The 24069-nt window shown below is 44.8% G+C and carries 22 protein-coding genes, 1 tRNA gene and 1 pseudogene; 15 read left to right on the forward strand and 9 right to left on the reverse strand.

The genetic code is table 11. From position 1 onward, the window contains the following. Positions 1–15: 15 nt before the first annotated feature. Together ACKU4E_RS11310 and ACKU4E_RS11315 are read left to right on the forward strand one after the other, a co-directional pair. On the forward strand, positions 16–996 hold the full coding sequence (locus ACKU4E_RS11310) for an NAD(+)/NADH kinase (RefSeq protein ID WP_320171179.1): 981 nt from the start codon (positions 16–18) through the stop codon (positions 994–996). A 26-nt stretch (positions 997–1022) separates the two neighbouring features. Continuing rightward, positions 1023–1331 (forward strand): DUF6506 family protein, encoded by a 309-nt coding sequence (locus ACKU4E_RS11315; protein ID WP_320171180.1) that lies wholly within the window; start codon positions 1023–1025, stop codon positions 1329–1331. A gap of 389 nt (positions 1332–1720) precedes the next feature. Here ACKU4E_RS11315 and ACKU4E_RS11320 read toward each other — a convergent pair whose 3' ends face one another. The 3 genes from ACKU4E_RS11320 to ACKU4E_RS11330 all read right to left on the reverse strand — a co-directional run bounded on the left by ACKU4E_RS11320 (position 1721) and on the right by ACKU4E_RS11330 (position 3696). Continuing rightward, complete coding sequence (locus ACKU4E_RS11320; protein ID WP_320171181.1) at positions 1721–2107, reverse strand: PaaI family thioesterase; 387 nt, start codon at positions 2105–2107, stop codon at positions 1721–1723. Positions 2108–2209: 102 nt separating this feature from the next. After that, positions 2210–2536: a carboxymuconolactone decarboxylase family protein gene (locus tag ACKU4E_RS11325; RefSeq protein WP_320171182.1), complete on the reverse strand. Its 327-nt coding sequence runs from the start codon at positions 2534–2536 to the stop codon at positions 2210–2212. A gap of 182 nt (positions 2537–2718) precedes the next feature. After that, positions 2719–3696, reverse strand: coding sequence for a lipoate--protein ligase (locus ACKU4E_RS11330; protein WP_320171183.1), 978 nt, complete (start codon positions 3694–3696; stop codon positions 2719–2721). 282 nt (positions 3697–3978) lie between these two features. Here ACKU4E_RS11330 and ACKU4E_RS11335 point away from each other — a divergent pair. From ACKU4E_RS11335 to ACKU4E_RS11370, 8 genes are all read left to right on the forward strand, one after another. Next, a tRNA-Thr gene (locus ACKU4E_RS11335) sits at positions 3979–4054 on the forward strand. 68 nt (positions 4055–4122) lie between these two features. Further along, positions 4123–5343, forward strand: a complete 1221-nt coding sequence (locus tag ACKU4E_RS11340; protein WP_320171184.1) for a hypothetical protein — start codon at positions 4123–4125, stop codon at positions 5341–5343. 46 nt (positions 5344–5389) lie between these two features. After that, the gene (locus tag ACKU4E_RS11345) at positions 5390–5629 is read left to right on the forward strand and encodes a hypothetical protein (protein WP_320171185.1); all 240 of its coding nucleotides are present in this window, start codon (positions 5390–5392) and stop codon (positions 5627–5629) included. Positions 5630–5643: 14 nt separating this feature from the next. Then, a complete protein-coding gene (locus ACKU4E_RS11350; protein ID WP_320171186.1) occupies positions 5644–7683 on the forward strand; it encodes a bifunctional DNA primase/polymerase in 2040 nt (679 codons plus the stop codon). 266 nt (positions 7684–7949) lie between these two features. Beyond that, a complete protein-coding gene (locus ACKU4E_RS11355; RefSeq protein ID WP_407944112.1) occupies positions 7950–8249 on the forward strand; it encodes a MobC family plasmid mobilization relaxosome protein in 300 nt (99 codons plus the stop codon). Continuing rightward, complete coding sequence (locus ACKU4E_RS11360) at positions 8240–9712, forward strand: relaxase/mobilization nuclease domain-containing protein (protein ID WP_320171188.1); 1473 nt, start codon at positions 8240–8242, stop codon at positions 9710–9712. The genes ACKU4E_RS11355 and ACKU4E_RS11360 overlap by 10 nt, the downstream gene beginning before the upstream one ends. A gap of 80 nt (positions 9713–9792) precedes the next feature. Next, positions 9793–10755, forward strand: coding sequence for an ATP-binding protein (locus ACKU4E_RS11365; RefSeq protein ID WP_320171189.1), 963 nt, complete (start codon positions 9793–9795; stop codon positions 10753–10755). 135 nt (positions 10756–10890) lie between these two features. Then, entirely contained in the window at positions 10891–13308 is a 2418-nt protein-coding gene (locus ACKU4E_RS11370; RefSeq protein WP_320171190.1) for a S8 family peptidase, read from the forward strand. A gap of 306 nt (positions 13309–13614) precedes the next feature. On the opposite strand, the gene ACKU4E_RS11375 is transcribed toward ACKU4E_RS11370, so the two are convergent. The 5 genes from ACKU4E_RS11375 to ACKU4E_RS11395 form a co-directional block, all read right to left on the reverse strand. Further along, entirely contained in the window at positions 13615–15915 is a 2301-nt protein-coding gene (locus ACKU4E_RS11375; protein ID WP_320171191.1) for an ATP-binding protein, read from the reverse strand. 41 nt (positions 15916–15956) lie between these two features. Next, positions 15957–17309 carry a hypothetical protein gene (locus ACKU4E_RS11380; RefSeq protein WP_320171192.1) on the reverse strand — a complete coding sequence of 451 codons (1353 nt, stop codon included), beginning with the start codon at positions 17307–17309 and terminating at the stop codon, positions 15957–15959. A 68-nt stretch (positions 17310–17377) separates the two neighbouring features. Further along, positions 17378–17674: a HigA family addiction module antitoxin gene (locus ACKU4E_RS11385; RefSeq protein WP_320171193.1), complete on the reverse strand. Its 297-nt coding sequence runs from the start codon at positions 17672–17674 to the stop codon at positions 17378–17380. Then, on the reverse strand, positions 17674–17952 hold the full coding sequence (locus ACKU4E_RS11390) for a type II toxin-antitoxin system RelE/ParE family toxin (protein ID WP_136675751.1): 279 nt from the start codon (positions 17950–17952) through the stop codon (positions 17674–17676). The genes ACKU4E_RS11385 and ACKU4E_RS11390 overlap by 1 nt, the downstream gene beginning before the upstream one ends. A 56-nt stretch (positions 17953–18008) precedes the next feature. Next, positions 18009–19187 (reverse strand): tyrosine-type recombinase/integrase, encoded by a 1179-nt coding sequence (locus ACKU4E_RS11395; RefSeq protein ID WP_320171194.1) that lies wholly within the window; start codon positions 19185–19187, stop codon positions 18009–18011. Positions 19188–19552: 365 nt separating this feature from the next. Here ACKU4E_RS11395 and ACKU4E_RS11400 point away from each other — a divergent pair, with 365 nt between their 5' ends. The 5 genes and pseudogenes from ACKU4E_RS11400 to ACKU4E_RS11420 all read left to right on the forward strand — a co-directional run bounded on the left by ACKU4E_RS11400 (position 19553) and on the right by ACKU4E_RS11420 (position 23462). Beyond that, positions 19553–20686, forward strand: a complete 1134-nt coding sequence (locus ACKU4E_RS11400) for a hypothetical protein (protein ID WP_320171195.1) — start codon at positions 19553–19555, stop codon at positions 20684–20686. Positions 20687–20791: 105 nt separating this feature from the next. Continuing rightward, positions 20792–21043 carry a hypothetical protein gene (locus tag ACKU4E_RS11405; RefSeq protein WP_320171196.1) on the forward strand — a complete coding sequence of 84 codons (252 nt, stop codon included), beginning with the start codon at positions 20792–20794 and terminating at the stop codon, positions 21041–21043. Further along, entirely contained in the window at positions 21030–21986 is a 957-nt protein-coding gene (locus tag ACKU4E_RS11410; protein WP_320171197.1) for a hypothetical protein, read from the forward strand. The genes ACKU4E_RS11405 and ACKU4E_RS11410 overlap by 14 nt, the downstream gene beginning before the upstream one ends. Beyond that, the gene (locus ACKU4E_RS11415) at positions 21979–22260 is read left to right on the forward strand and encodes a hypothetical protein (RefSeq protein WP_320171198.1); all 282 of its coding nucleotides are present in this window, start codon (positions 21979–21981) and stop codon (positions 22258–22260) included. Before ACKU4E_RS11410 ends, ACKU4E_RS11415 begins: the two co-directional genes overlap by 8 nt. A gap of 18 nt (positions 22261–22278) precedes the next feature. Continuing rightward, positions 22279–23462, forward strand: a pseudogene (locus tag ACKU4E_RS11420) (IS3 family transposase). Here the strand turns inward: ACKU4E_RS11420 and ACKU4E_RS11425 are convergent. After that, entirely contained in the window at positions 23459–23968 is a 510-nt protein-coding gene (locus ACKU4E_RS11425; protein ID WP_320171199.1) for a hypothetical protein, read from the reverse strand. The pseudogene ACKU4E_RS11420 and the gene ACKU4E_RS11425 sit on opposite strands and share 4 nt — an antisense overlap. Positions 23969–24069 lie beyond the last annotated feature (101 nt).

Genomic DNA, 24069 nt, shown 5'->3' on the forward strand with positions numbered 1-24069 from the left:
CAGAAGGGCGAACAATTGAGTGTTGCAGCAATCATAGCCAATCCCGCTTCCGGTAAGGATATCCGCCGTCTTGTGGCTCACGGCAGCGTTTTCGACAATCAGGAAAAGGTACGCATTGTCCGAAGACTGATTCTAGGTCTGGAACGCGCCGGTGTAACACGCATACTTTACATGCCGGACTCCTACAGCATCATCCCCCGTGCGCTCAATTCCATTTCGCCATCCATTCCCGTGGATGCGGTGGAGATGCCCGTGCTCAACAACCAGAACGACACCACTGTTGCGGCAGGCATCATGGAAACCCTCGGAGCGCAATGCCTCATCGTCCTCGGCGGCGACGGCACAAGCAGAGTGGCATGCAAGGGGAGTGTAGCCATTCCCCTGCTGCCGCTCTCCACCGGGACGAACAACGTATTCCCCTTCATGGGCGAGGCAACGGTGGCGGGACTCGCGGCAGGTCTTGTTGCCTGCGGCAGGCTGCCAAGGGAAAGCTGCTGTTACCGCAGCTGCATGTTCGACATTCTGATGGACGACACCCCGGTTGATATCGCCCTGGTGGACGCCGCAGTCTACACGGATGTATTCATAGCCTCAAAAGCGGTCTGGCACATGGAAAAGGTTCCGCAACTCTTCCTCACCAGATGCTGCGCTTCCTCAATAGGTCTATCGGCCATCGGCGGCCAGATTCGGGAGATAAGCCCGGAGGACCCCTGCGGCATGGTCATGACCATCGGAGAACCGGCTTCGCACAGAGTGACAGCCTCCATTGCTCCGGGGATGTTTGCCGAAATTCCTGTAATGGATGTTGCGGAGATGCCCCCCGATGTTATATTCCCAATTACATCATGCCCGGGACTTATCGCACTGGACGGTGAGCGCGAAGTGGAAATCCGCAACGGTTCACATGCCGGAATACGCCTGAACACCAACGGGCCGCTGGTCATAGACGTGCAGAAAACAATGTCCCTGGCCATGGAGCATGCTTTGTTCCGTTAACAGACAACACCTGAAAGGAGATCGACATGAGCAGTCCTCTTAAAGCCGCATTTATATTCGTCGCCCCCGGCGGAGACCCCAAACAGCACCGTAACTGGGTTCTCACCGAAGGTGTGGAACTGCTGGCCGTGGCCGTGAGCAACTATGCCCAGGCCGCAGAACTGGCCAAGGATCTGGTTGAAAATGAAGGAATTGCCGCCATTGAGCTTTGCGGCGGATTCGGAGCGGCAGGCACCGCCATGGTTGCCGCTGCCGTAGACGTTCCGGTAGGCGTGGTACGCTTTGACGTGCACCCCGGCCTGAACAACGTTAGCGGAGACACCCTCTTCGGATAAGCAGCCAACCTGTTTATGCCAAGTCCCGTCAACGGCCTCCGGCGATCCTGCCGGGGGCCATTTTTTTCAAGTTCTGATGCGCTTCGCGCTTTTGATCATTTGATTTCGCCGCCGGCGGCCAAAGGAGATAATCTATCTCTGCTCTCCACAGCTCTAAGACTTGAAGCAAAGCTTCTCGCCTAAGAGCTGATGGGCCTTTGGAATCCTTAGTAGTTAAATTATGTTGCTACAAGAACAACAATTCAAAGCACAAGATTCGCGGAACGACTGCAATAACCTGATTTGAAAAAGAATTTTAAAATTCCAAAAGGGGGTCCCGATTGAATCGGTTCCCCCTTCTGGTCCCTTTTGGGATCGTCAGAAGCATCCGTTCGGATACTTCTCGACTGTTATCCGGCAAGAACGTGTTCTTTGGTGACAAAACAGGTGAAGGAACCGCTGAAAACGATTTCTTCTGCACAGAAAACCTCGACCATTACCAAATGCTTCCGTTCGCCCGGGGTTGTGTCCTTTGCCTTGGCGACAAGAACATCCCCGACGCGTGAAGGCTTCATAAACCGCACTTCAGCCGCACCAAGAACCACGTTCGGATGGTTGACCGACAGCATTGCCGCGTAATCGGCCATGCCGAAAATGAATCCGCCGTGAACCAGTCCGCTTGCATCGGCTGCCATGCATTGCAGACATTCCATCCGAACCTCGGAGCCTCCATCAGCGACCATGACCGGTTCGCCGCAAAGCGACCTGTCTATGCTCTCATGTGTTTTGATTTCCATACAATACTCTTTAAGGCTGTTGTTTGTTTCGGATATCCCGGCGGCAGAACATCGGGGCCGGAAGGAACTTCTTCCGGCCCGGAAGGGGCGTGGATGTCAGAATTAATCGAACAGGTCGTCCAGTTCATCGAAGACGTAGTGCATGTACATAACCTTAGGCGATCCGCCCATGGATATGGCCAGCATGGCGGCCTGCATGATCTCTTCCTTGCTTGCGCCATGGCTTGCCGCTCCCTGAATATGGAGGGAAATGCACATTTCGCATTGGGACATCATGGAGCAGGCAACGTGAATCAGTTCCTGCGTTTTATGATCGATCGGTCCGTATTCACTTATTTCCTTGGTGAAGGCAAGATAGTTGGGGAAGACCTTCCCGGCCCTTTGTGTCATTTTGGCAAGGGTATCTGCCGCTTTTTCCGCTGCATCCATAACTCTTCTCCTTGGTTAGATTGTTTGATGCAGTGATAAAGCAAAGAGCATGCCTCATCCGCCCCGCTCCGCCAGCCCCCTATCCAGGCGATAAAACATTGCATATTGACCGTCCTGCCGCAGCCTGCCGATGTTCAGGACATGAACATTGATCGAAAATCGAACAGCAGCACTTCATACAATCAGAACAGGCAATCCAGAAAGACCGGCAGGTTCACATCCTTTATGTATTCCTCCAAAACAACATCGGCCAGACACTCCTCCAGAGCACTGCGACGATGCTTGCTGCCGACGATCAATCCTTCAAGCTGGTTGATATCCCGAACCCCGAAATAATCGCCGAAGAGCCGAACTGTCTGGATATGACCTTTTTTTACGAACATGCACACGTCCAGCAGGCCACCGGGAGTACGGGTGCGTTTTTCGAAATTATAAGCCGGTGAGGAACCGAAATTCCATTCCCAGGTGCGGTAACGCTCATTAGCCAGGCTTCCTATGCTATCCGCCTCCTCACGGCTCAGGGACATGTCCTCCCCTGCCGCGCTGCCGGAGACATAATCCATCAGCCTTTCTATGAATTCCGGAACTTCCATCGGCACGGGCAGGTGGCTGGAAATATTCGTTACCCGCGAGCGAACGCTTCGGACGGCCTTGTCGCGATATTTTTCCGGATCAACACGCAGGGCGCCGGAGAGGTCGGCCATTTTAGATGAAAAAAGCAGTGTTCCGTGGTGAAGGACTCTTCCTCCGTGGAAGTGCTGTGCGTTTCCGGAGAACTTCTTCCCTTCTATCAGCAGATCATTCCGCCCGCTGAAGGCACACTCCACGCCCATATGCCCCAGAGCAGCCTGTATGGGGGCGGTGAATTTCTGGAAATCAAGACCGCCGGACGGAGTGGCATTCTGAATAAATGTAAAATTGATGTTGCCCAGATCGTGAAAAACAGCCCCTCCCCCGCTTAACCTGCGGATTACCGGTATTCCGCGCTTACGGGTGAAGGATTCGTCAATCTCGGCAAGGGTGTTCTGATTCCTGCCGACAATAACAGCAGGTTCGTTCCGCCAGAGCATGAAAATCTCATTACTGTCGTTGCCAAGCAGCCACTCTTCCGCGGCCAGATTGAAAGCCGGGTCCGTGGACTGGTTATATATATACCGCATGCAAACTCCTTTTTTAAAGTCGAATCACTGCAAAAGACGGACCTTGTTAAACACAAAGACCCGAACAAGGCTACCGCACCATCCGGCGCCCACACCCTCAAGGACTACAACGGAAAACATGAATCGCGAAGATATGAAAGGATATGACCGAGACGAGTTACAACACCAATTGAACTCGGATCAAAAGCACGCAACACTGGCAGTAATCGGCAATTTCGGGTAGCTTATAATTTGGGCTTGACCGGACCTCAGCCATTGATATAAAAGCCTGATCAATCAAATGCCAACGTAGCTCAGTCGGTAGAGCAGCTGATTCGTAACCAGCAGGCCGTCGGTTCAATTCCGATCGTTGGCTCCAGTTAAATCAAGGTCTTACATCGTATAGATGTAAGACCTTTTTTTGTGTTTAGTGACCTGAGTACCAATTTGGTACCACTTTTGTGGGCTATATTTACCTTTTGGAGTTTGGGTTTTAAGAGTATCTCAGATTATTACATATTAATTTTTAGCCCTTTATTTTCTATGTTGAAAAGTTATCGTGACAAAATTTTTGACTTTGCATCTATCATTGTAGGTCTGCCAAGCTTTATTCGTCTTGTTCTGAATAGTGAACCTGAAGGCAAGGTTGAATTTGAAAAGACTTCTAAAATTGTATGCAATATTTTAATAGAATTTAGTTCTCTTGAAAAAGCATATGCTCAAGCCCAAAAAAGATACGTTCTAAGAGCTGTGGCAAGAATCAATACTTTAGCCAAGAAGACGCTTCTCACAGATGGGTTTATTTTCCACCTGATACTTTCTGAAAATAAAATGGTGAGCATCTATCCTAGTTTTGTAACTATTGAAGAACGTAATTATTATGATCCGGCTATTAACGGATTCGCAAAAGACAGACTAGCACGCGGTAACTTCCCAAAGGAAATTTTTGTTTCTGATTCATTTTTGAGGGGCCGTAGTTTTTATGAGAAAAGGAGGGTGTTACTCTTTCGGCCTGTCCTTGAGGTCCTTATATGTTCACAGCTTTTCTTGAATCAGTACAGAAAGGACCGAGTGGTTAAAAAGGAATTTGTCAATAACCTGCTGACTTTTAGGAAGTCTTTGAATTCTTGTGCTTACACTGGCCCCAGTTCATTAGAAGATATTGTACATTTTTTAAATCGCAGAAGAGAAGCGCAAAGGCAGGCCAGTACTATTAGTAGTGCACTTGCCAATGATCTCTTTGAACAGAAGACTGAAGAGAGTGAGATTTCTTTGCAGGATGAACTTCTCGATTTTATAGATGAATTGCAAAGGGAGCGTGCTGATTTCAATTTGATAAATATCTATTTAGCTATTGCCATTCACGATTTGCTTGAATCGACTCAGACCTCTTTGGGCAAATATGATGAATTGTGGGAGTTGATGGGTGATCATTTTAGAAGAGATAGTCCTTATCTAACCCGTATTCCCGGCGGGAATAAAGTCACAATATTTATAACTGGTGAGGTTCTAAGTCATAAAGGATTGTCGGATATTGTGCCAAAAGAAAGTTCAATACAAAAAAATTCTTTCAAAAAGAATAATGGTCCCATAATCAAAGCTATCCTGCCAAAAATAAAGGAGTTTTGCGAAGAAAAAAAGATCAGGAATATTCCTATTATTCCCTAATTCTTCAGCTACCTTCAGATTAACAAATAAATTTGGAGGTAGCCCAATGGCACGACAAAAGTTAAAAAAATATTCCCAGCAGACAGTTTTCGAGAGCCTTCTTGAAACACTTCCTCCTCTTGTTCCCCGCAAGGATCTTCCCAAATATTTAGGTTCACTGATCAGCACTGGGCATATGGCGAATCTCGATTCCGCCGGACTCGGACCGCAATCTATTAAGATAGGTGGCCGTGTTGTCTATACCCGTGAAAGTCTTGTGCAGTGGCTCGAAGCACGTAGTCAGTAGAGGGTATAGATAATATGCTCCTTATTGATATTAACGGCCTAGACGTTAGCAAGGCGGTTTTGGAATATGCCACTTTAGGTATTCCCGTCTTTCCATGCACAGGAAAGCGGCCTTGCGTTTCCGGTGGATTCAAGAGCGCGATTACTGATCCGAATCAAATCACCCAATGGTGGCAGCAATTCCCACAGGCAAATATCGGTAGCCCGACCGGAGCGAACAGTTTTGTTCTGGATATTGATCCTCCGCACGGAGAAGAGTCGCTTGCTTTGCTTGAAAGCCAGAACTCACCACTACCCGAGACACTGACCCAGCGAACCGGGAGTGGGGGACGGCATCTATTCTTCATACAGCCTGCTGATATTGAGATCCGCAACTCTGCCAGCAAGATCGGCAAGGGGCTCGATATCCGTGGAACTGGCGGTTATATCATCCTACCGCCATCGGTTCATGCTTCGGGTGATTCTTACCAATGGATAACCGAATGTTCTCCCGCTGAAGCTCCTGCTTGGCTGGTTGAGCTTATTCTTAATGGCTCAGCGTCCAACTCACAGACAAACCAAACTGCATACGTTCAATCTCTGCTGAAGGCCGAGACAGGGACTCGCAACGATTCGCTAAATAAGGCTGCTTTTCAAGTCGGGAGGGACATTGCTTCTGGTAAGGCGAATGGCGGGAATGTTGAAGCTATTGCTAAAGCAGCTTTACAAACTGGTTTGGGACCGAAGGAAGTTCAACGAACTCTTCAGAGCGGCGTGCAGGCCGGGAAGAAAGTTGTGGAAGAAAGCAATCCATATTCAGGGCTAACCACCTCTGCGTGGCCGATCCCGGATAAAGCCGCCTTTTACGGGTTTGCTGGTGAATTTGCGGAATTTGCTGTGGAGAAATCTGAAGCTGATCCTATTGCGGTTCTCGCTACTTTCCTGTGTCGGTTTGGTGTTGAGGTCGGGCAGTCTCCTCATATGTTTGCCGGAGAAAAGCAATACAGCAGGATTAATGCAGTGCTGGTCGGGCAGAGTTCAAAAGCGCGTAAAGGGACATCTTCCATTCCTATTAGGGAACTGTTCGCCTTCAATGAAAAGGAATGGATTCCGGCACAAACTTCTCAAGGACCGCTGTCCAGTGGTGAGGGCTTAATCCATGCCATACGTGACCCGGAGCTGAAATATCACGTGGATAAAAGTACCGGGGTTGGTGAGCAGATTACTATAGACCCCGGAGTTGAAGACAAGCGTCTTTTCATCCTTGACCAAGAATTTGCAGGGGCTCTGGCTTGTACAAAACGTGAAGGCAATACTCTTTCAACCATTGTCCGTACATTGTTTGATGGCGGAACCATCGAGCCGCTGACCAAAACAAGCAAGCTGGTGGCAACAGATCCCCATGTTGCCATTACGACCCACATTACCTTGCAGGAGCTGCACGCTCGACTTGATCGGGTTGAGATCTTCAATGGCTTTGCAAACCGTTTCCTATGGCTCTGCGTCCGCAGAACAAAATTGATCCCCTTCCCGGAACCTTTGGACAGTCAGCAGGTGAGAGCGTTTCAAAAGAAGCTCCTTTCATTGCTGGAGTCATCTAAAGTTCGTTCCCAGATGGATTTTGATCCTGAGGCTAAAACGGAATGGGGAAACATATATCCATTGCTGGCGAAAGAACGTGCTGACTTGCTCGGTTCTGTGCTGAACCGCTCTGAAGCTTATGTCCGGCGTATTGCGTTGATTTACGCCTTGCTTGATGGAAGTGACTGCGTTCGGCTCCCTCATCTGAAAGCGGCTCTTGCTCTTTGGGATTATTGTGAACAGTCGGCGCGGTTCATCTTTGCAGGACTGGAAAGTGATTCGACCTGTCAGAAAATTATGGAAGCTTTGGAGGAGTCCGGCGGAAAGCTGGATACTTCCGGGCTGTATAAATTTTTCGGGAATCACATTTCAAAGCGAAAGATGACCGTGGCCCTGAATAATCTCCTTGCCAGCAAAAACATCCGAGTTGAGGAGTTGAAGCCGCAAGGAGGAGGGCGACCACGAAAAATATTTTATTTATGCGAAAAAAGCTAATTTTGCGAATTTACTCAAAGTGCGTTGCGAGTAAGTTCGCAAAATTCGCACGCTTCATATTGAATTAGTAAATTCGCAAAGTTCGCGAAATTAGCAATATAAAATAAAAAAAGTGGATGTAGCACCTACTGAAAGGGCTTCGCTGGTGGAGTGTGCTTATCCTGTTAAGCCAGCCTACCCAATGTCGGACTTTTGCTCCGCAAAAACATTGGGGCTGGTGAGGGAGTTGCTCCGCCTCCCTTCAAACCCTCTGGATTTTGAAAGACATGACTGACGCCAAAAAAACTGAAAAATTATCCATGCGAGTTAGTTCGAAGGACAAAGAGTTAATTCTCGCTATGGCTGCTGAAAGTGGAATGAGCATGGCTGATTTTGTGCGCGTGCGGTTGGGGCAGACCAGATTGCGCCGCAGCAGAATAGAAAGAGAGAAGCTGCTCCACTTGGCGCGTATCGGAAACAATCTGAACCAAATTGCACGCTGGGCGAATACGCACAAGAACAGCGCGGACGCTCTGCTGATCCTTGCCGAGCTGGCCTCCATCGAGCAGGAGCTGAAATGTATATGAAGGTATTCGCTCATGGTCAGGGTAATGGTGCTCAGGCCGTGGGGTACGTGATTGACCCGAAACGGAAAGGTCGTGAGGAGTCCCCGCCGGAAGTCCTGCGTGGTGATCCGGAAATGGTCCAACAGGTAATAGGCTCAACAGATCGAAAATGGAAGTACACATCCGGTGTGCTGTCTTGGGCTCCTGAAGACAAAGTCAGCCCTGAAGTTGAGCGCAAGGTCATGGATGACTTTGAAAAGACAGCTTTTGCAGGAATGGAGTCGGATCAATATTCCATCCTTTGGGTTCGGCATAGCCATGCCGGACATCATGAATTGCATTTCATCATTCCGCGCACTGAGCTTCACCAAGACAAGGCCATGAATCCATGCCCGCCGGGATGGCAGAAGCAATATGATGTCTGGCGGGATCTTTGGAATGAGCGAATGGAGTGGGCAAGACCGGATGACCCGAACCGGGCGCGAGTATCTCAGCCCGGAAAGGTAATCCAGTTTAGTAACAAGAGTCGGGCTGAACTTAAGGATCAGATTACAAGTCATCTGGCCGAAGGTATTGCTAAAGGCATTTATCAAGAAAGGAATGATCTGATTCAAGCTCTAGAGTCCGCAGGTTTTGCCATTCCGCGCAAAGGTAAAAATTACATCACGCTGGAGTCACCACAGGACGGCCAACGCATAAGGATGAAGGGAGGGATATATGCAGCATCTTGGCGAGCTGAGCAACAAATTGAAGGAACAGGTGGACGCCCAATCCAAGGAGCTGGAGCAAGCCGTACAGAGCGTATTTCAAGACTTGAGCGAGAGCTTGAGGAAGTGCGCAGCGTCCGAGCTGAATATCATATCCAAAGATATGGAGGACCGCCTTCAGGAACTCAAGAAAAAGCAATCCAAGATCTCGGCCCACTACTGGAGGCAAAGCATTTTGGTGAACTTCGTGTCCGCACTGTTGTTGGTAACAATATCTGTCTGCATGACCGAATTCTACGGCTGGAGAATCAAAGAAAAGCATCAGGAGCTAACAAGCATCAACGCGCAAATAGCAATCCAGAAGAAGAAAGAAAGCAAATTTACGAAATGGGGCATCAACGCCTACCAGAACGACAGCCAGAAATATCTGGTCTTCCCCAAAGGGATAAAGTTGGAAATAGCCAAAACAAACAGCGGCCAGCCAGCCGTTTTACTAACGAGGTAGATCATGAACGAGTTAAGTCGGAGCTTATCGGAGACACTAAGCCGCTTAAGCGAGGAGCAAAGGCAAAAGCTGAAAGATCAAGACCGCAAGATAACCGCACAAGGGCAAAGGATTTCCGAGCTGGAACAGGAGGTCCAAGGTTGCCGGGATTTGCTGAGCGGATTGGAAGGTGTTTTGAGCGAGTTGGAGAAGGTGTGTCTAAATACATTAAAATAAATAAGCGAAAAACAATAAGCAAACAAAACTCTGTAAGAGTTATCAGCAGGATGTGAATTTTGGTGTGAAGCCCAGAGGGGTAGCAATTTTCTGGAAAATTAAATACGAACATGGTATATTTTTTTAGGAGATAATAATGGCTACAGCAGAACAAATTAAATCCCTGATCAGGTCGCATGTCGATGAAGATAGGGACAGATTTTTAACTATAGCCCTTCAGGTTGCAGCTCATGAGGCCAGAAAGGGGCACTCCGCTATAGCCAACGATATAAAAAGTTTAGTTGATAAAGCAAAGTCCTCCACTCAAAAAGTAATACCTTTTAATCGTGATTTTAATGATCTTGTTTTGGGGTCAACTCCTCACACTCGACTTTCAGATATAATTCTTGAAAAAAGTAAAATCGAAAGAATCGAGAGAGTTGTTCTTGAGTACCATAAACAGGATCAGCTAAAAAAGCACGGTATGACAAACCGCCGAAAAATCCTTCTCGCAGGTCCTCCCGGCACAGGTAAAACTATGACCTCTTCAGTTCTGGCTGGAGAGTTGAAACTGCCGCTGTATACCATTTTGATGGACAAATTGGTCACAAAATTTATGGGTGAGACTAGTGCCAAGTTGCGTCAAATTTTCGATATAATTTCATCACAAAGAGGGGTTTATCTTTTTGATGAATTTGATGCCATTGGGGCCGAACGGGGGCGGGAAAATGATGTCGGTGAAATGCGGCGCGTTCTAAATTCATTTTTACAGCTAATTGAGCAAGATAATTCAGATAGTTTGATTGTTGCCGCAACGAACAATGCTAATATTTTAGACCAAGCTCTTTTTAGACGTTTTGACGACGTCCTTTACTATGACTTACCTTCTGAAGATGAAGCTTTTCAGTTAGTCAAAAATCGCTTGGCGAACTTCAAGCCTGCCCGATTAATCTTATCCTCAATAGGTGATGCTGTACGGGGGTTAAGTCATGCGGAAGTTGTTCAGGCTTGCGATGATTCAATAAAGCATGCTATATTATCCGATAAGAGTAAGGTTACAGTTGGAATTCTGAAAAATATGCTTCAAGAGCGCAAGTCAGCTTACGGAAAATCGAATTAAAAATTACACACCATGCCTGAATTACCTCATATTTTTGTGTCTGGGACTGCGGAAGTCAACCCTTATACGAGTTCTGCATCAGGAGGAAGAAGACCTGTCTTACAAGCTCGTAATAGAGCCGGACACGGAGAAGCCGTGCAAATTAAGCTTGAGGCCGCACGGCAAGCAACTTTAGAGCGATCAGAGAGTAGAACTGCATTCTCTCTTCCTACACGCCAAGGAACATATCTCGAATTTGAAAGTGCGCCCGGTTCTGATCTTATTACGAAGAGTTTGGAGAATAGAGGCAAGAACATCCGTTTACTGAATGTTCGTACAGTCAATACTGGTGATAATGAGGACTCCCCACAGATAGTAACAAAGGCAACTGTTTTTATACCATCAGGGGAGGAGGGCTATTTTGTCGAACGAGTTCGGCAGTTTGTAGAGGAAGAAACCTCACGTGGTAAGCCGAAAAACTTTAATCTGCTAACTAGTATTGAAAATGTCCAATTAGCTCTACTTGAGTCTCTCTGGACTGATGACGTTGCTTTAATCCCTAATGATGACCCTGTCTGGTGTGAGGTCTGGCTTCGCGGTGATACTCCGGAAGTTGTATCCGATTTTCGATCTCTTGCCGCTAGATTAAATTATCCAACCCAAGAAGGGTGTCTTGTCTTTCCTGAAAGGACTGTTATTCTTGTGCAGGTCAATCAGGAAGGGCTAACCCAATTGCTTGAGTCGTCAGACTCTTTGGCAGAATTCAGAAAAGCAAAAGAAACAGCTAATTTCTGGATAGAATTGGAGAATCTTGACCAGAGTGAATGGGTTGAGAATCTTGAAGGGAGACTCTCTGTCTCTCCTGATCCCAGTGTAGCCATAAATATCCTCGATACGGGTGTTAATAATGGGCATGATTTGCTTGCTCCTGTTTTACAGGATACGGATAAGCATGCCTATTCACCAGATTGGGGAACAGATGACCATAAGGGCCATGGGACTTTGATGAGTGGATTGGCTGCATATGGAAATCTCCAACAATGTCTTGAGACTGATCATGCCGTAACGATCTCACATTGCCTTGAGTCCGTTAAAATTTTGCCGCCACGTGGGCATAATGTCCCAACTTTATACGGCACGATTACTTCGCAAGCGACAAGTTTTGTAGAAATCCAAGCCCCAGATCGAACCCATATTCACTGTATGGCTGTAACTGCCGATGATGGAAGAGATAAGGGCAAACCTTCTTCTTGGTCTGCTGCAATTGATGCTCTTGCTGCTGGGCTTTCTATCGATCAATTAGTTCGTGGCAGAGATGACAGTGAAATTATTTTGGGTGAGCGTCGTTTATACATTGTTTCTGCGGGAAATCTTGAAGGACAGGAAGAATGGCAGAATTATCCCGATAGCAATAAAAATTCATCTCTTCTTGATCCTGCACAATCATGGAATGCACTTACAGTTGGGGCTTATACCGAAAAGGATTATATATCTGATACAAATTTAACTGAGTACACGACTGTAGCCCCTTCAGGAAGTCTGTCTCCGTATAGCACAACATCGTGCATGTGGGAAAATAAATGGCCCAACAAACCTGATATTGTGATGGAGGGGGGAAATTTAATTAAAGCCCCTGATGGATTTTGTTCTGAATGTGAGGATACTTCGCTACTGTCTTTAAGTCATTTGCCTAGGGAGAATCAATTCGATTGGATTAATGCAACAAGTGCGGCTACAGCACAGGCTTCTTGGATGGCAGCGCAGATCCAAGACACATATCCTGAAGCTTGGCCTGAGACAGTGCGTGCTTTGATGGTACATTCTGCTATTTGGCCAGAAAGAATGAAGAGCGAGTTCTTAGATTCGCAAAACAGAACAGATTACGCACGTCTTTTAAGAGTTTGCGGCTATGGCGTACCTGCTCTTGATAGAGCTTTGAACTGCGCTTCTAATCGACTTACATTAATTGCCCAAAGTTCATTACAGCCCTACGATAGAGCGGAAAGAGGATCAAGATACAGAACTAAAGATATGAACATTCATGAGTTGCCTTGGCCTAAAGATGTGCTTGAAAGTCTTGGTGATACTCAAATCACCATGCGTATAACGCTGTCATATTTTATAGAGCCTGGACCGGGGGAAGTTGGCTGGAAAGACAAATATAGATACGCCTCCTTTGCGCTAAGATTTGATTTAAACAGTCCTTTAGAAACAAAAGATCAATTTCGGATAAGACTCAGTGCCGCAGCACGAGACGAAGATGAAGTAGTTGAGACGGACAGCGGAAGTGCTCGCTGGACAATAGGTTCCAATGGTCGGTCGAGAGGATCTATTAGCTCTGATATTTGGACTGGCTCAGCCGCAGAATTGGCTGCTTGTAATCTTGTGGGGATTTATCCCGTAATCGGATGGTGGCGTGAAAGGGCATGGCTTGGTCGGTGGAACCAGCAAGCTCGATACTCCCTCGTTGTATCGCTTCATTCACCAGAGCAAAACATTGACCAGCCCATTGATATTTATACTCCTGTGGCAAATCAGGTCGGAATCACTACGGAAGTTCCTATTGAGACTTAATACGTCTGATGCTTGCCGTGGACATTTTTTTGCGCGGCCTTGTTTCGTGAATATACAAATCATTATAGGTAAGCCATGATAGTTTTAAATGAGCATGTTGAAAATAACGGCAGTGTCCCCGATGCTTATTGTGACAAGTGTAATCTTGAATGTGAAAGTCTCCCTTTGATTAGTGGTGAAATAAAAGGCAAGAGTGTGCGCATTATGCGTTGCCCTAAATGTAAGGATACTGGTGAATTTCGTCGCACTGGTGATGGGGAATGGGAGTTTCCTGAGTAGGTATTGAAAAATTTTAAAACTGCTGGTTTAGCTATATTTTGACTCAAGAAATCCATCAAAAATATTATCTATACCTGAATTACTTGATTTTATGCTGCTGGAGAAACCTTCTACGCCTGCGTTATCTGAGTATAATTCGATGGCAATCTCATCCAAATCATAATCAGCAATAATATCTAACGCCTCGTCTATTGCTATTGGCCTAATCGTTTGTTTTGTTGATTCAGAAATTAGCAGTGCAAGTTCGGATTCATCTAAACACACGGAAACATCAGGCCCATCTCCATAGTCGTGTGTTTCGAAATAACTAGGACAATCCGTCATATTTTCACTAATAAAGTCATAGCTGCATTCATATGTCCATGCAGGTATATAGTTTACAGCAAAGGCATTTTTTAATTCTGATAATTGAGAATCGTCCCATGAGTATTTAAGGGCATATTCAGAGGCTTCTTCTAAGTCACTATATTTATTTGTATTACGAAAAATTATACAAAAGATTTGAAAGGTATCATCTTTAGAACAATTTTTGATGGCGAAAAAGAGATTACAGAATTCAATTGTGCTGCTATCTGTTTCGATTTTTTGAAGTTCATTTTTGATATATTCAACTGGAACATATTTAAATGTTTTCTTAAAGTCTTGTTTATTAAGCAAAATACCTAGCTTGGTCGCAAAATATATCCCTTTTGTAAATATACTATCTGCTAGTTTTGCAGCAATTAATCCTGCTACTTTATTAACTAAGCTTTTATCCTTCAGCAACAACCGTTTTAGAATTGCAAGTCCTTCATCGTCTTTGAAATACAATAACATTTCCGAGAAATGTGTGGGGTTGTTCTTATATTTATTTAATACATAGTCAGAGATGGACGGGTTGAAAGGGGTATATTTGATTTCGCGTTTCAGATTGCCTGCATAACCAGAATGGATTTCGTTTCTATTGATAAAAGTTCGCGCTAAATCTTTTGAAACGGAATAAAAATCATTTGGCCTTGTTGACCTTACAAGATGTTGCCCTGCTGCCACAAAATTGTTGTACGCGTGTTGCAGACTTTCTTCACTTACAAAAGATCCTCCAAGGACTACAAGGTCAACCATGCCGCGTGAAAAGTCATCTAACTGGGCAGAATATGGATGTTCCCAGACATCAACGGGATTGTTTAAGGATCTGTCTATGAAATCACCATATTTTTCACTTGAAATGCCTTGGCAATGGTCTTGGGAAGTAATGAATTCCAGAATACGTGGGTTATAGTTGGGATGCCGCACGATATTGCTATATTTCCCGTTGGAGATAATTTTCTCCATGTATTCTTGAGGCAATCCACTTTTCCACATAAAACTATATAGAATTCGGGTTTTTTCTTCTTCTGTATATTCTTGAATTTTGAGTATATATTCTTTGTTTTTTAATTTTGTTGGAGTGTTGAATTGGCCTAAAGAATATCCTTGGTCTAAAATGTTAGTCCTTGACGTTAAAATAAACTTCTTGTTGCCAGTGCCTTGTATTAACTTAATAAATCTCATTATTTGAGTGTCTTCGTTGAAACGCAATGTCTCAAGGAAGTTTCTGCCTAAGAAGTCATCGAAATAGAAGATTTGTTTTTCAGAGACATTATAGGTAGCTCGTGCATTTTGGATATTTTCCTCTACTGCTATCAGGCTATATCCATCTGCAACAAAGTGCAGGCAAATCTGTTCAGCAAGGGTCGTTTTGCCTACACCGGGCTCTCCGGTGATTACAAGTGTGTTTGTTTGAGTAATTTTTTTTAGAGCTTGCTTGTGGGCGTTTGTGACAACATAGCTGTTGCTTGAGTCCAATGCATCCTGAAGGATTTGATCGCTAAGATTGTATGTGGCTGCATTTAAAAATCTTTCCAAAACACCGGAACTTTGAATCCAAAGCTTATAGTGTTGGCGTTCTATGCCGGGGAATTGACCTATCAAGGCATTAAGGTCGTCTTTGCCGTATATGTCTGATGTGCATTTGATATGCGGGGCAAGTGCGGCCTTTATTTTATCCTTGTTTTGCGGCGAGAGCGGGACTGATGTGGATAGGAGATACCTACTAGGAGCGAGCTTTTCTATTCTATCCTTTTCCGTATTTTTTAAGGTCGTCAGCAATGAATTATACCCAGAACGAGCGTAGTGCTTGCTTTGGATGATGCAGGCTTGGTCTTTCGTTATATAAAAACGACCATCTATACCCATGTCCTTGCCGGGCTTAAATCTCTCAACTTGAACGTTCAGGTGTTTTGACAACAGGTCGTTTGTTAATTCCTCAAAGTCGATGGGGTCTAGATTCTTAAAGTCGTAGTCGGGCATGTGCTTATTGTGGTGTTATATCTTAATGTTTGTCTGTGAGGTTATCCGTTCATTTCCCTACACGAAGAGTAATATATGTGCTCAGGTGAAGCTGTGAGGGCGAAGAAGTACCCCGTGGAGTCAAAAAGATCCTCAACAGAAAAGGAGACACAGATTTGATCAATTCGTATTGCCTTATTCTCCCTGCATAACAGAGCTTCTTTGAGCTCAAAGGGGAATGAACGCTCCATGGATTTTTCAAAAAGTACCTGAGAGCAGGTGTAAAATTTATCCCATAGTTCTTCTGATACAGCGTCATTTTTCATGTCCAAGGTTAGCTTCAGGTGTATCGCGGCTTCCTCGCCTCCTTCTAGTCGATATCGGAAGGAATTTCCTGTTTTGAAATCCATCTGCTTAGGCTCGATAGAATCAGCATGCCAAAGATTGTCGATGGCGGGTTCATAATACCCTGTTTTGATTCCTTCTGAGCGCAAATAGTCCTTTGCTAAGTGCGGAGACCAGCCATCTGATTTTGGGATTACTTGCGGCGTTTTTTCCTTGTGCAACATTTTGAACATGAAAATGATCGAATCAAAAATTCCACTGTAAGATTCTCTGTCAGCGAAGTAGATTCTATCTGCCCACCTTTTTAATAATTTTGTTCTTACATTGAAGGCGATGAGGGCAGCAAATATTGCAAAAAATCTTATTTTTGTTGAAGGGATTTTAAAATAGATTTGATAATAAATATTTTCATACGTCAAAGCCAACTGCATGAAATATAAAAAGGGAATGTAAAGCAATGTAAGCAAAGGAGGCAGCGAGTAATCTGTAACCAGCCCTTGGACAGTTTCTTTGCTTAAAGATGAAATTAATTCTCCTGCTGAATAAATGATCAAGCCCCAACCAATTGTTGAAATAGTGTAGCTGATAATTTTTTTGACAAGAGAATATTGCTCATTGCGTTCAGCGACGACTGCCATCATACCTAAGAAAGTGACTACGGGGATAAGTAGCATTTCTGCTAAAAAAGGAAGAGTATATGTGCCGGTGATAATTTCTATGAAAAGGACAAGCTTGATGTTGTCCATTAGCAGCTGTCTAAAGTTGATAGAAGTATTGTCATTGCCTGACAGCTTGAATAGGGAAAATAGAGCGACACTAAAGAACCATATAGTTGTGTCTTTAATTTGTGAAAAGTCCCAAAGTCCATATTTATGTAATAGATATACTATTGCACAAGTGTAGGCAGCAATTAAGGTTGTTATTATAACTATTTTGTATTGCAATAAGGAGTGAGCCGCATCTTTAAATGCTTCTCTGGCTTCTGCCATGCGAGGAGCATAGCTTATGCCGCCTATGCAGAGAACAAACCAAGTTACAATAGCCCATTCGCGAGAAGTTAATGTAAGCATGAGGCTACTTTATCCTAGTTTGGGTAATGGTTTTCTCTTTGGTTATAGGCTCTTAGAGGTGTGCTCTTTTACACCACCGCCCCACGCTCAACAGGAGTAACCCCAGACAAATCAACCTGACTACGCACCTTGCCAAGGTCATAGTTGGCCTGCATAGCCAGCCAGCTTTCGGGGGTACGTCCGAGAACCTTTGAGAGGCGCAGGGCCATTTCTGGGGAAACCGCGCTTTTGGCGTTCAGGACACGGGCGAGAGTGGACGGAGCCACACCGAGCATCATTGCCAGCTTGCGGCAGCTGAGATTGTATTCTTCCATGTATACGGAGCTGATCAGCTCACCGGGATGGGGGGGATTGTACATAGTCATTAATGATAATCCTCATAGTTTAAAATGTAGGCATTCCCGTCGCGGAATTCAAAGGTCAGCCGCCAATTACCGTTAACGGTTATGGACCAGAGGTCCGCACGGCTTCCTTTGAGCTTATGCAGTCTGAATCCGGGAAGGTTAATGTCTTCCGCTTCCTGAGCCGTATCGATGACTGAAAGCTGAATTCTGAGCCGCTTGGAATGCTTGGCCTGTATCCCGGCTGTTGAACCGGATCGATAAAATTTTTCCAGACCTTTGTGCTTAAATGTTTTGATCATTGTTCTTCATTTGTATGTTGCGCACTGCGCAACGCTTTGTCAAGGTGATGTGAATACTATTCTTCCAGCACTTCTACTGCCCGCATAAGTCCATCCGGCGAAAGGTGGGCATATCGTTGGGTCATCTTAAAGTCAGCATGACCCATAAGCTCTTTTACACTGTACAAATCCACGCCGCGCTGGACCAACCATGAAGCGAATGTATGGCGAAGGGTATGAAAACATACTCGTAGCCGAGGATCATCAATTCCTTCGTTGAACATGGGGTCAACGGTGCGATAAAAAATTTTGGATACGGTTTTCATTATATAGCCATTTCTTGAGGGGAAGATCAGTTCAGAGCCTACCCCTTTACACTCCTCAAGGCGGCGAGCGAGCATTTTCAATGTGTCTGTAAGTAGATAAGCTTGTCTGTTGACCTTGCCTTTTGTGTCCCTGATTGAGAGCTTTTTACCTGAAAGATCTACATCGTGCCATGTCAGTGCTGCAATCTCTCCAAAGCGTAGGCCGCAGCGTATAGCAAGCAGAGCCATGTCATGTGTATGACCACGATGCTGTTTCAGTTCATCTAATAGTTCTTGGGCTTCTTCCGGTGTAAGGAATCGTTCTCGGCGATTGTCTCTTTTGGGGATTGATACTTTTGTGGTAGGTGAGTCTCCGTGTACATATTCATCGCGTCTAGCCATATTCCAAAGGTGAGAAATTGTCCCAAAGACGTATTTGATTGTGGAAGTCGTGCGCTTTTTTTTGAGGAGGGCGGTTTTTATCTTTTCAATATCTTTGGGGCGGATTTCACTAAGCGGCATATTTCCGATGGCTGGAGCAATCCAGTTGCGGTAGAGCCCTTCTTCAGTTCGTGTAGAACCGTATGCCTTGTGAGCTTGGTGCGGCCAGTAGTAACGCTCCCAGAACAGGGAATAAGTGATGCTGGCTTTTTTGTCTCTTTCTTGCTTGAGGACTTTCTCTTCTCGTTTTTGCTCAGCGAGCTCTCTCTTTTCTGTCAGGGAGATACAGCCTTCACCGGTCCTGATGTTCTCTTTTAGTTCGGCCAGAGTTAGGGCTGCTTTTGCTTCGGTCCATCCTGCTGATGCCCAGCCTAAGGTAGGCTGGTATCGTTTGCCTTTATGTGAATAACGAAGGCCAAAGCAGCGGTCGGGGTGGGGGCCGTGCTTTCTGGTGGAGTGTTCATACCAGCGGATGCCGGGGTACTTTGAGGAAGTAATCCATTTACGCATTTCTTCACCTTGAAAATTCAGAGTTAAAATCAGGTACCAGTTTGGTACCACTTTTATGTGGTTTAACCTGATATGACATGAACATTTCTGAAAGTCTAGTTCGCTTAAAAGTTAAGTAAACTAAGTATATATGTGAAAAAATAGCGTAGTTAGGAAAAAAAGTAAATCTGATTCGTAACCAGCAGGTCGTGCGTTCAATTCGCATCGTTGGCTCCAGAATAAAATCAAGGGCTTACACGTAATGTGTAAGCCCTTTTGTTTTGTCTAAAATATGTTTTGTCCCCGTTTTTGTCCCCATTTATGTTGTAAGTTTTGTATTTGTCGATTAATAATGCATCTGAACTCACTAAATAGAGTGGCGTGAAGTGAAGCGTTATTTAGATGCAGGTCGAGATCAAATATCGGATCACAAAGAGAAGCAGAGTGAAGTAGGAATTGTTCATATGTTGCAAAGGGCCAGCGGAATGAGACTTGAATTATCTGAAGACGAAATTAAAAAGTTTAGATTTTATCGTGAATTTTTGAAACTTAGCAAAAATTATAAATCCTTATGCTCACTAATTAATGAAAAAAAGAAAAAGTATCCTTTTGAAGATGAGTTAATTCATTCGTGGTGTATTTGTGATAATTATTTAAGGTTTCCCTTTGAAGATTGGGTACAAAAGGCATTCTCTGACGAAGAATTGCTGCTTAAGTTTAATAGAGATGTAAATGTTAAAACAGTCTTGAGTGGTGTTTTCCCTCTGTTTCAGGATGTATTTAATGATGGTTTTGAAGACGTACTACATCGAGTTAGACTGTTCTACGAGTTAAATAATACAGTGGGTCTTAAAAGTCCTGATGATACTATATTGTCAATTTCAGCGGAAGCGCACCGATTTTATAGTAATGATGATTCGCCTGTCTTTTTAAGAGAACATAGTGATCATTTAATGTTTTATATGGATCTAGCTCGTGAAGGATGTACTGAGAGTATTTTTGGCGGTCATGAATATAGATATCTTGTAAGAATTAATCCAGATGCACCTGTGCAACTAATTATGGATAGCTTTAAGGATTATTTGACAGAAGTCTGTCCAAAGTCTGCCACGAATTCTAGGATTGCTGCGACAAAGCCATTTTATACGACTGGAAAATTACAGTTTGAAAAATATTCTGAAGTGTTAGCTTTCGTTCATAGTCAGACAAAGTATAAAACAAAGCGTGAAGCAATTGAAAAGACGATGGATACTGATTTCAAAAAGTGCGAAAATTACGATACACGCAAAAAAACTTATTACAATAAATTAAATAAAGCGAAGGAGTATATACATCAAGCTGAGTGTGGTATTTTTCCTGATGCAGGGAAAGTCTCAGATCGTAAGAAGAAAGTAAAAAAGCCTTGTGAAAGTGAGTATGCAAAGATTGCTCATCTAGTTGAGGCAAAGAAGAAGGCTAAGGAAGCCTCTTTTAATAAGGACTTGTCGCTCAATGACTTTGTTATTCGTAGTGAAAAATAAGATTATTTTTTATTTTTCACTGCAAAGTTTTCCCCCTACTGCCATACGGTTTCAAACACCCACAGTTTCCCCACGGAGACACAGGGAAAAACAAAAGGAAATCGTATGGCAAAAGTTCAAACCTCCCTTGTTGATCTGGCAGATAAGCTGCCTCCCATCATCAGCCGTAGCCACGTTGAAAAGTTCCTTGGCGGGGTAATTTCCTCCAAGAGCCTTGCGAATCTCGACAGCCTTGGCGAAGGTCCTCCCAGAATCAAAGTCAGCGGTAGAGTTGCCTACCGAACCGAAGAGTTGCTTACGTGGTTAAGCGCAAGAAGCTTTGCCATTGAAAAGGGGAATACCCATGCCCCAAGGTAAGCTTAAAATAGTCGCTGCAAATGCCCGCACCGATGCCCCTTCAAATGTCAATGCATCCGCAATTGCCGCCGCTAATCGCGGTGCAATTGACGAGGCAAATAAAGCCTTACTGAAATCTGTTTTTACCAGCCTTACCAAGAATATGAATGTGGTCCTCTCGTTTCTGATCAAGGAGTACGGGGTTGGGTCATGCTTCAAAGTAAGGTGCATTGATATACATTACGCAACAGGTGTTAGTGTTGATACTGTGCAGAGAATATTAACAAAATTTGCGTATGAAGGGTTCCTTTCGAAAAAAAGAATCCGGGACGGACGCTTTCAAGGGCTTGAGGTTACCTTGAAGCCAGTCTGCAACCATTATCAGAACTTTATCCTGAATGAGGTGTCGGCTGCACCCGCAACCGCTACTGGATTTCAACCTAGTATAGTAAGTAGTATTAATAAATCTACTTACTCTGAAGAGGCTTTGAAGATTCTTGCGGTGACTGATGAAGATATTGCAGCCCAATATCCACTTCTTGCCGATGCTGGATTCGGAAGTAGCCAGTTAAGCCAGATAGTAGAACATCGGGAGAAGCTTAATTTGCCGCTAGCTGGGCTGCTAGCGTCTCTTGAGTATGCCGAATACATGATTAAAACCAAACAGCCAGATAAATACGGGGATATCGTTTCAAGCTACAATGGGTACTTTTTCAATGCTCTCAAGGTCTCAGGGGCGATTTTAAGACCTGATGGATACAAAACGATCACAGAACGCGCCGTTGAAGAGGCTAAGGCGGTCAAGAAGCAGGAGTTGGATGCTCAGTATGAACTCTGGCTGCTTAAATTGCCTGTTGAGGATAAAGAAGAAATTCTTAAGGGGAAAAGCGGTCCTGATGACGCTTACCTTAGGTATCACTGGAAAAAGAATGTCTTGAGCAAGCAGGGAGGCAGCAATGGATGAGCGTAAAAGCAAAACCCTCTTCGTGGATCTGCCGGAACATCTACGCGACAAAGAGATGATCGCGGAGTCCAGCGGGGCAATGTGGTTCCTTTTTCAAAAGACTCCCAATATTCCGAAGGTTCCTGAGTACCGCGACAAAGATTTGAGGACCACGCGCATCACGCTTAGTCCGGCAGCGCAAAGGTATTACGCAATCCTACGTCCAAAGTTTGAGAGCAAGCGGCATTTGATCCTGCTACAAGATTGTGGACACGAACTTAAGCCGCTATCCTGACTTTCACAGGAGAAGCGAATGACCAAATCCAAACGTCGGAATTACGATCCGGAATTTAAACGAAATGCAGTCCTTTTAAGTGAAGATCCATCCCGAACTCATACCGAAGTTGCAGACAGTCTTGGGATCTCCCCCAATATTCTTTATCGGTGGCGTCGTGAATATTTCCGTAACGGTGGGAATGCGTTTACCGGACAGGAAAATGGAATTTTGACTGATGAGAAACGAAGGATCAAAGAGCTGGAGAAAAAATTACGCGATGCGGAAACTGAGCGTGATATCCTAAAAAAAGCATTGGCCATCTTCAGCAGCGCACCGAAATGACGTTCCAATTTATAAAAGCGAACCGCTCCAGTTTTCCGGTGAAGAAGATGTGCCTAACTCTGGACGTTTCCAGGAGCGGTTTTTATGCGTGGTTATCGAGACCTGAATCAAAAAGAGCTATTGAAAACAAAGTATTGTGCCAGCGTATTCAGGAGCTTTATTATGAGCATGGTCAAATGGCGGGAAGTCCCATGATCACAGCCGACCTGCATGATGAAGAACGGTTCTGCTCGGTCAGTCGTGCTCGAGTTGCTAGAAAAATGAAGGCGATGGGACTCCAGTGTAAAACGACAAGAAAGTTCGTGGTCACCACAGACTCCTCTCACAAGGAGCCGGTTGCCCCCAACCTGCTGGACCGTCGGTTCTCGGCATACAAGCCGAATACTGCTTGGGTTACGGATATTACATACATTAAAGTTGGCAAGAAATGGTTTTATCTCACTGTTTTTATAGATTTATTTTCTAGGATAATAGTTGGCTGGGATTTGAGTGCCTCATTAGATAGAAGCTCTGTAATCCGCGCTTTGAAAAAAGCAATTGCAAGGCGTCGACCACCGAAAGGATTGATGATTCATAGCGATCGAGGGGTGCAGTACGCCAGTCGAGAATTTAGAAAATTGCTGGCAAAATATGGTTGCACCCAAAGCATGAGCCGCAAAGGGAATTGCTGGGATAATGCGGTTGCCGAATCCTTTTTCCATACCCTTAAAACGCAAATGGTCTATCATAGAAAATTTGCCCACAGGCAGGAAGCTGAAATTGCTCTCTTTCAATACATTGAGGCCTATTATAACCGCAGAAGACGACACTCCAGTAATGGATGGGTGTCACCTGCTGAATTTGAAATCAACTGTCAGGAAAATTTCTTTGTGGCTTAGCTGACTGTCCAGAAAAGTGTGGCAGGATCACATTCCAGAAGAAGTGAAATTTCATCCTGAAATTTATCATAATTAATCACTCCCCGGTCATTGCTGAAGAAAGAGGTTGTCTTGTGCTTTGTCGGCTCGGTGTTGCTTGGAACAAAAGACTCTGCATTTATGAATGCCTGTTCAATTTCGTGCTTGATGCCCTGCGGCAAGATGTCGGAGACCATGTCTTTGCACATATTTAGGTAGCGGATGTCCTCAGCCTTCAGGGACACATTCATGCTCTCTTTCTGGGCTTCTATCCAGTACCAACGCCTGCCGTTTTCCATCTCAGTCATCAGGGGGAGAGTATGGGTGCGTTCTATGGTTTCCACCATCCTCAGAATTGTCTGTTTTGAGCAATCAAATTTATCCGCCAGAGAGGATAGATTGTATTTACGTCCTGTGAAAAGTAGCAGTCCGTAAAGGCCTAGGATTTTCTCCGATGGGCTCGCGTCATCATTGAATTTTTTTGCCATAATTTTCTCTTTAAGATTTTCCCGTTCCGGGAATTGGAACGCTCCTTTTTTATATCCCAAATATGGCTTGCAAACAAGCTGAGTGAGTTTGGTTGGGCTGA

The organism is Maridesulfovibrio sp., from assembly GCF_963677005.1.
Classification (GTDB): domain Bacteria; phylum Desulfobacterota; class Desulfovibrionia; order Desulfovibrionales; family Desulfovibrionaceae; genus Maridesulfovibrio.

What these genes read in the sequence shown, in the direction of transcription:
- ACKU4E_RS11360 (WP_320171188.1), top strand. Translation starts at nt 8,240, where the DNA reads ATGTATATGAAGGTATTCGCTCATGGTCAGGGTAATGGTGCTCAGGCC.
- ACKU4E_RS11350 (WP_320171186.1), top strand. Translation starts at nt 5,644, where the DNA reads ATGCTCCTTATTGATATTAACGGCCTAGACGTTAGCAAGGCGGTTTTG.
- ACKU4E_RS11375 (WP_320171191.1), bottom strand. Translation starts at nt 15,915, where the DNA reads ATGCCCGACTACGACTTTAAGAATCTAGACCCCATCGACTTTGAGGAA.
- ACKU4E_RS11385 (WP_320171193.1), bottom strand. Translation starts at nt 17,674, where the DNA reads ATGACTATGTACAATCCCCCCCATCCCGGTGAGCTGATCAGCTCCGTA.
- ACKU4E_RS11395 (WP_320171194.1), bottom strand. Translation starts at nt 19,187, where the DNA reads ATGCGTAAATGGATTACTTCCTCAAAGTACCCCGGCATCCGCTGGTAT.
- ACKU4E_RS11330 (WP_320171183.1), bottom strand. Translation starts at nt 3,696, where the DNA reads ATGCGGTATATATATAACCAGTCCACGGACCCGGCTTTCAATCTGGCC.
- ACKU4E_RS11320 (WP_320171181.1), bottom strand. Translation starts at nt 2,107, where the DNA reads ATGGAAATCAAAACACATGAGAGCATAGACAGGTCGCTTTGCGGCGAA.
- ACKU4E_RS11410 (WP_320171197.1), top strand. Translation starts at nt 21,030, where the DNA reads ATGCCCCAAGGTAAGCTTAAAATAGTCGCTGCAAATGCCCGCACCGAT.
- ACKU4E_RS11425 (WP_320171199.1), bottom strand. Translation starts at nt 23,968, where the DNA reads ATGGCAAAAAAATTCAATGATGACGCGAGCCCATCGGAGAAAATCCTA.
- ACKU4E_RS11315 (WP_320171180.1), top strand. Translation starts at nt 1,023, where the DNA reads ATGAGCAGTCCTCTTAAAGCCGCATTTATATTCGTCGCCCCCGGCGGA.
- ACKU4E_RS11405 (WP_320171196.1), top strand. Translation starts at nt 20,792, where the DNA reads ATGGCAAAAGTTCAAACCTCCCTTGTTGATCTGGCAGATAAGCTGCCT.
- ACKU4E_RS11365 (WP_320171189.1), top strand. Translation starts at nt 9,793, where the DNA reads ATGGCTACAGCAGAACAAATTAAATCCCTGATCAGGTCGCATGTCGAT.
- ACKU4E_RS11355 (WP_407944112.1), top strand. Translation starts at nt 7,950, where the DNA reads ATGACTGACGCCAAAAAAACTGAAAAATTATCCATGCGAGTTAGTTCG.
- ACKU4E_RS11380 (WP_320171192.1), bottom strand. Translation starts at nt 17,309, where the DNA reads ATGCTTACATTAACTTCTCGCGAATGGGCTATTGTAACTTGGTTTGTT.
- ACKU4E_RS11415 (WP_320171198.1), top strand. Translation starts at nt 21,979, where the DNA reads ATGGATGAGCGTAAAAGCAAAACCCTCTTCGTGGATCTGCCGGAACAT.
- ACKU4E_RS11325 (WP_320171182.1), bottom strand. Translation starts at nt 2,536, where the DNA reads ATGGATGCAGCGGAAAAAGCGGCAGATACCCTTGCCAAAATGACACAA.
- ACKU4E_RS11345 (WP_320171185.1), top strand. Translation starts at nt 5,390, where the DNA reads ATGGCACGACAAAAGTTAAAAAAATATTCCCAGCAGACAGTTTTCGAG.
- ACKU4E_RS11390 (WP_136675751.1), bottom strand. Translation starts at nt 17,952, where the DNA reads ATGATCAAAACATTTAAGCACAAAGGTCTGGAAAAATTTTATCGATCC.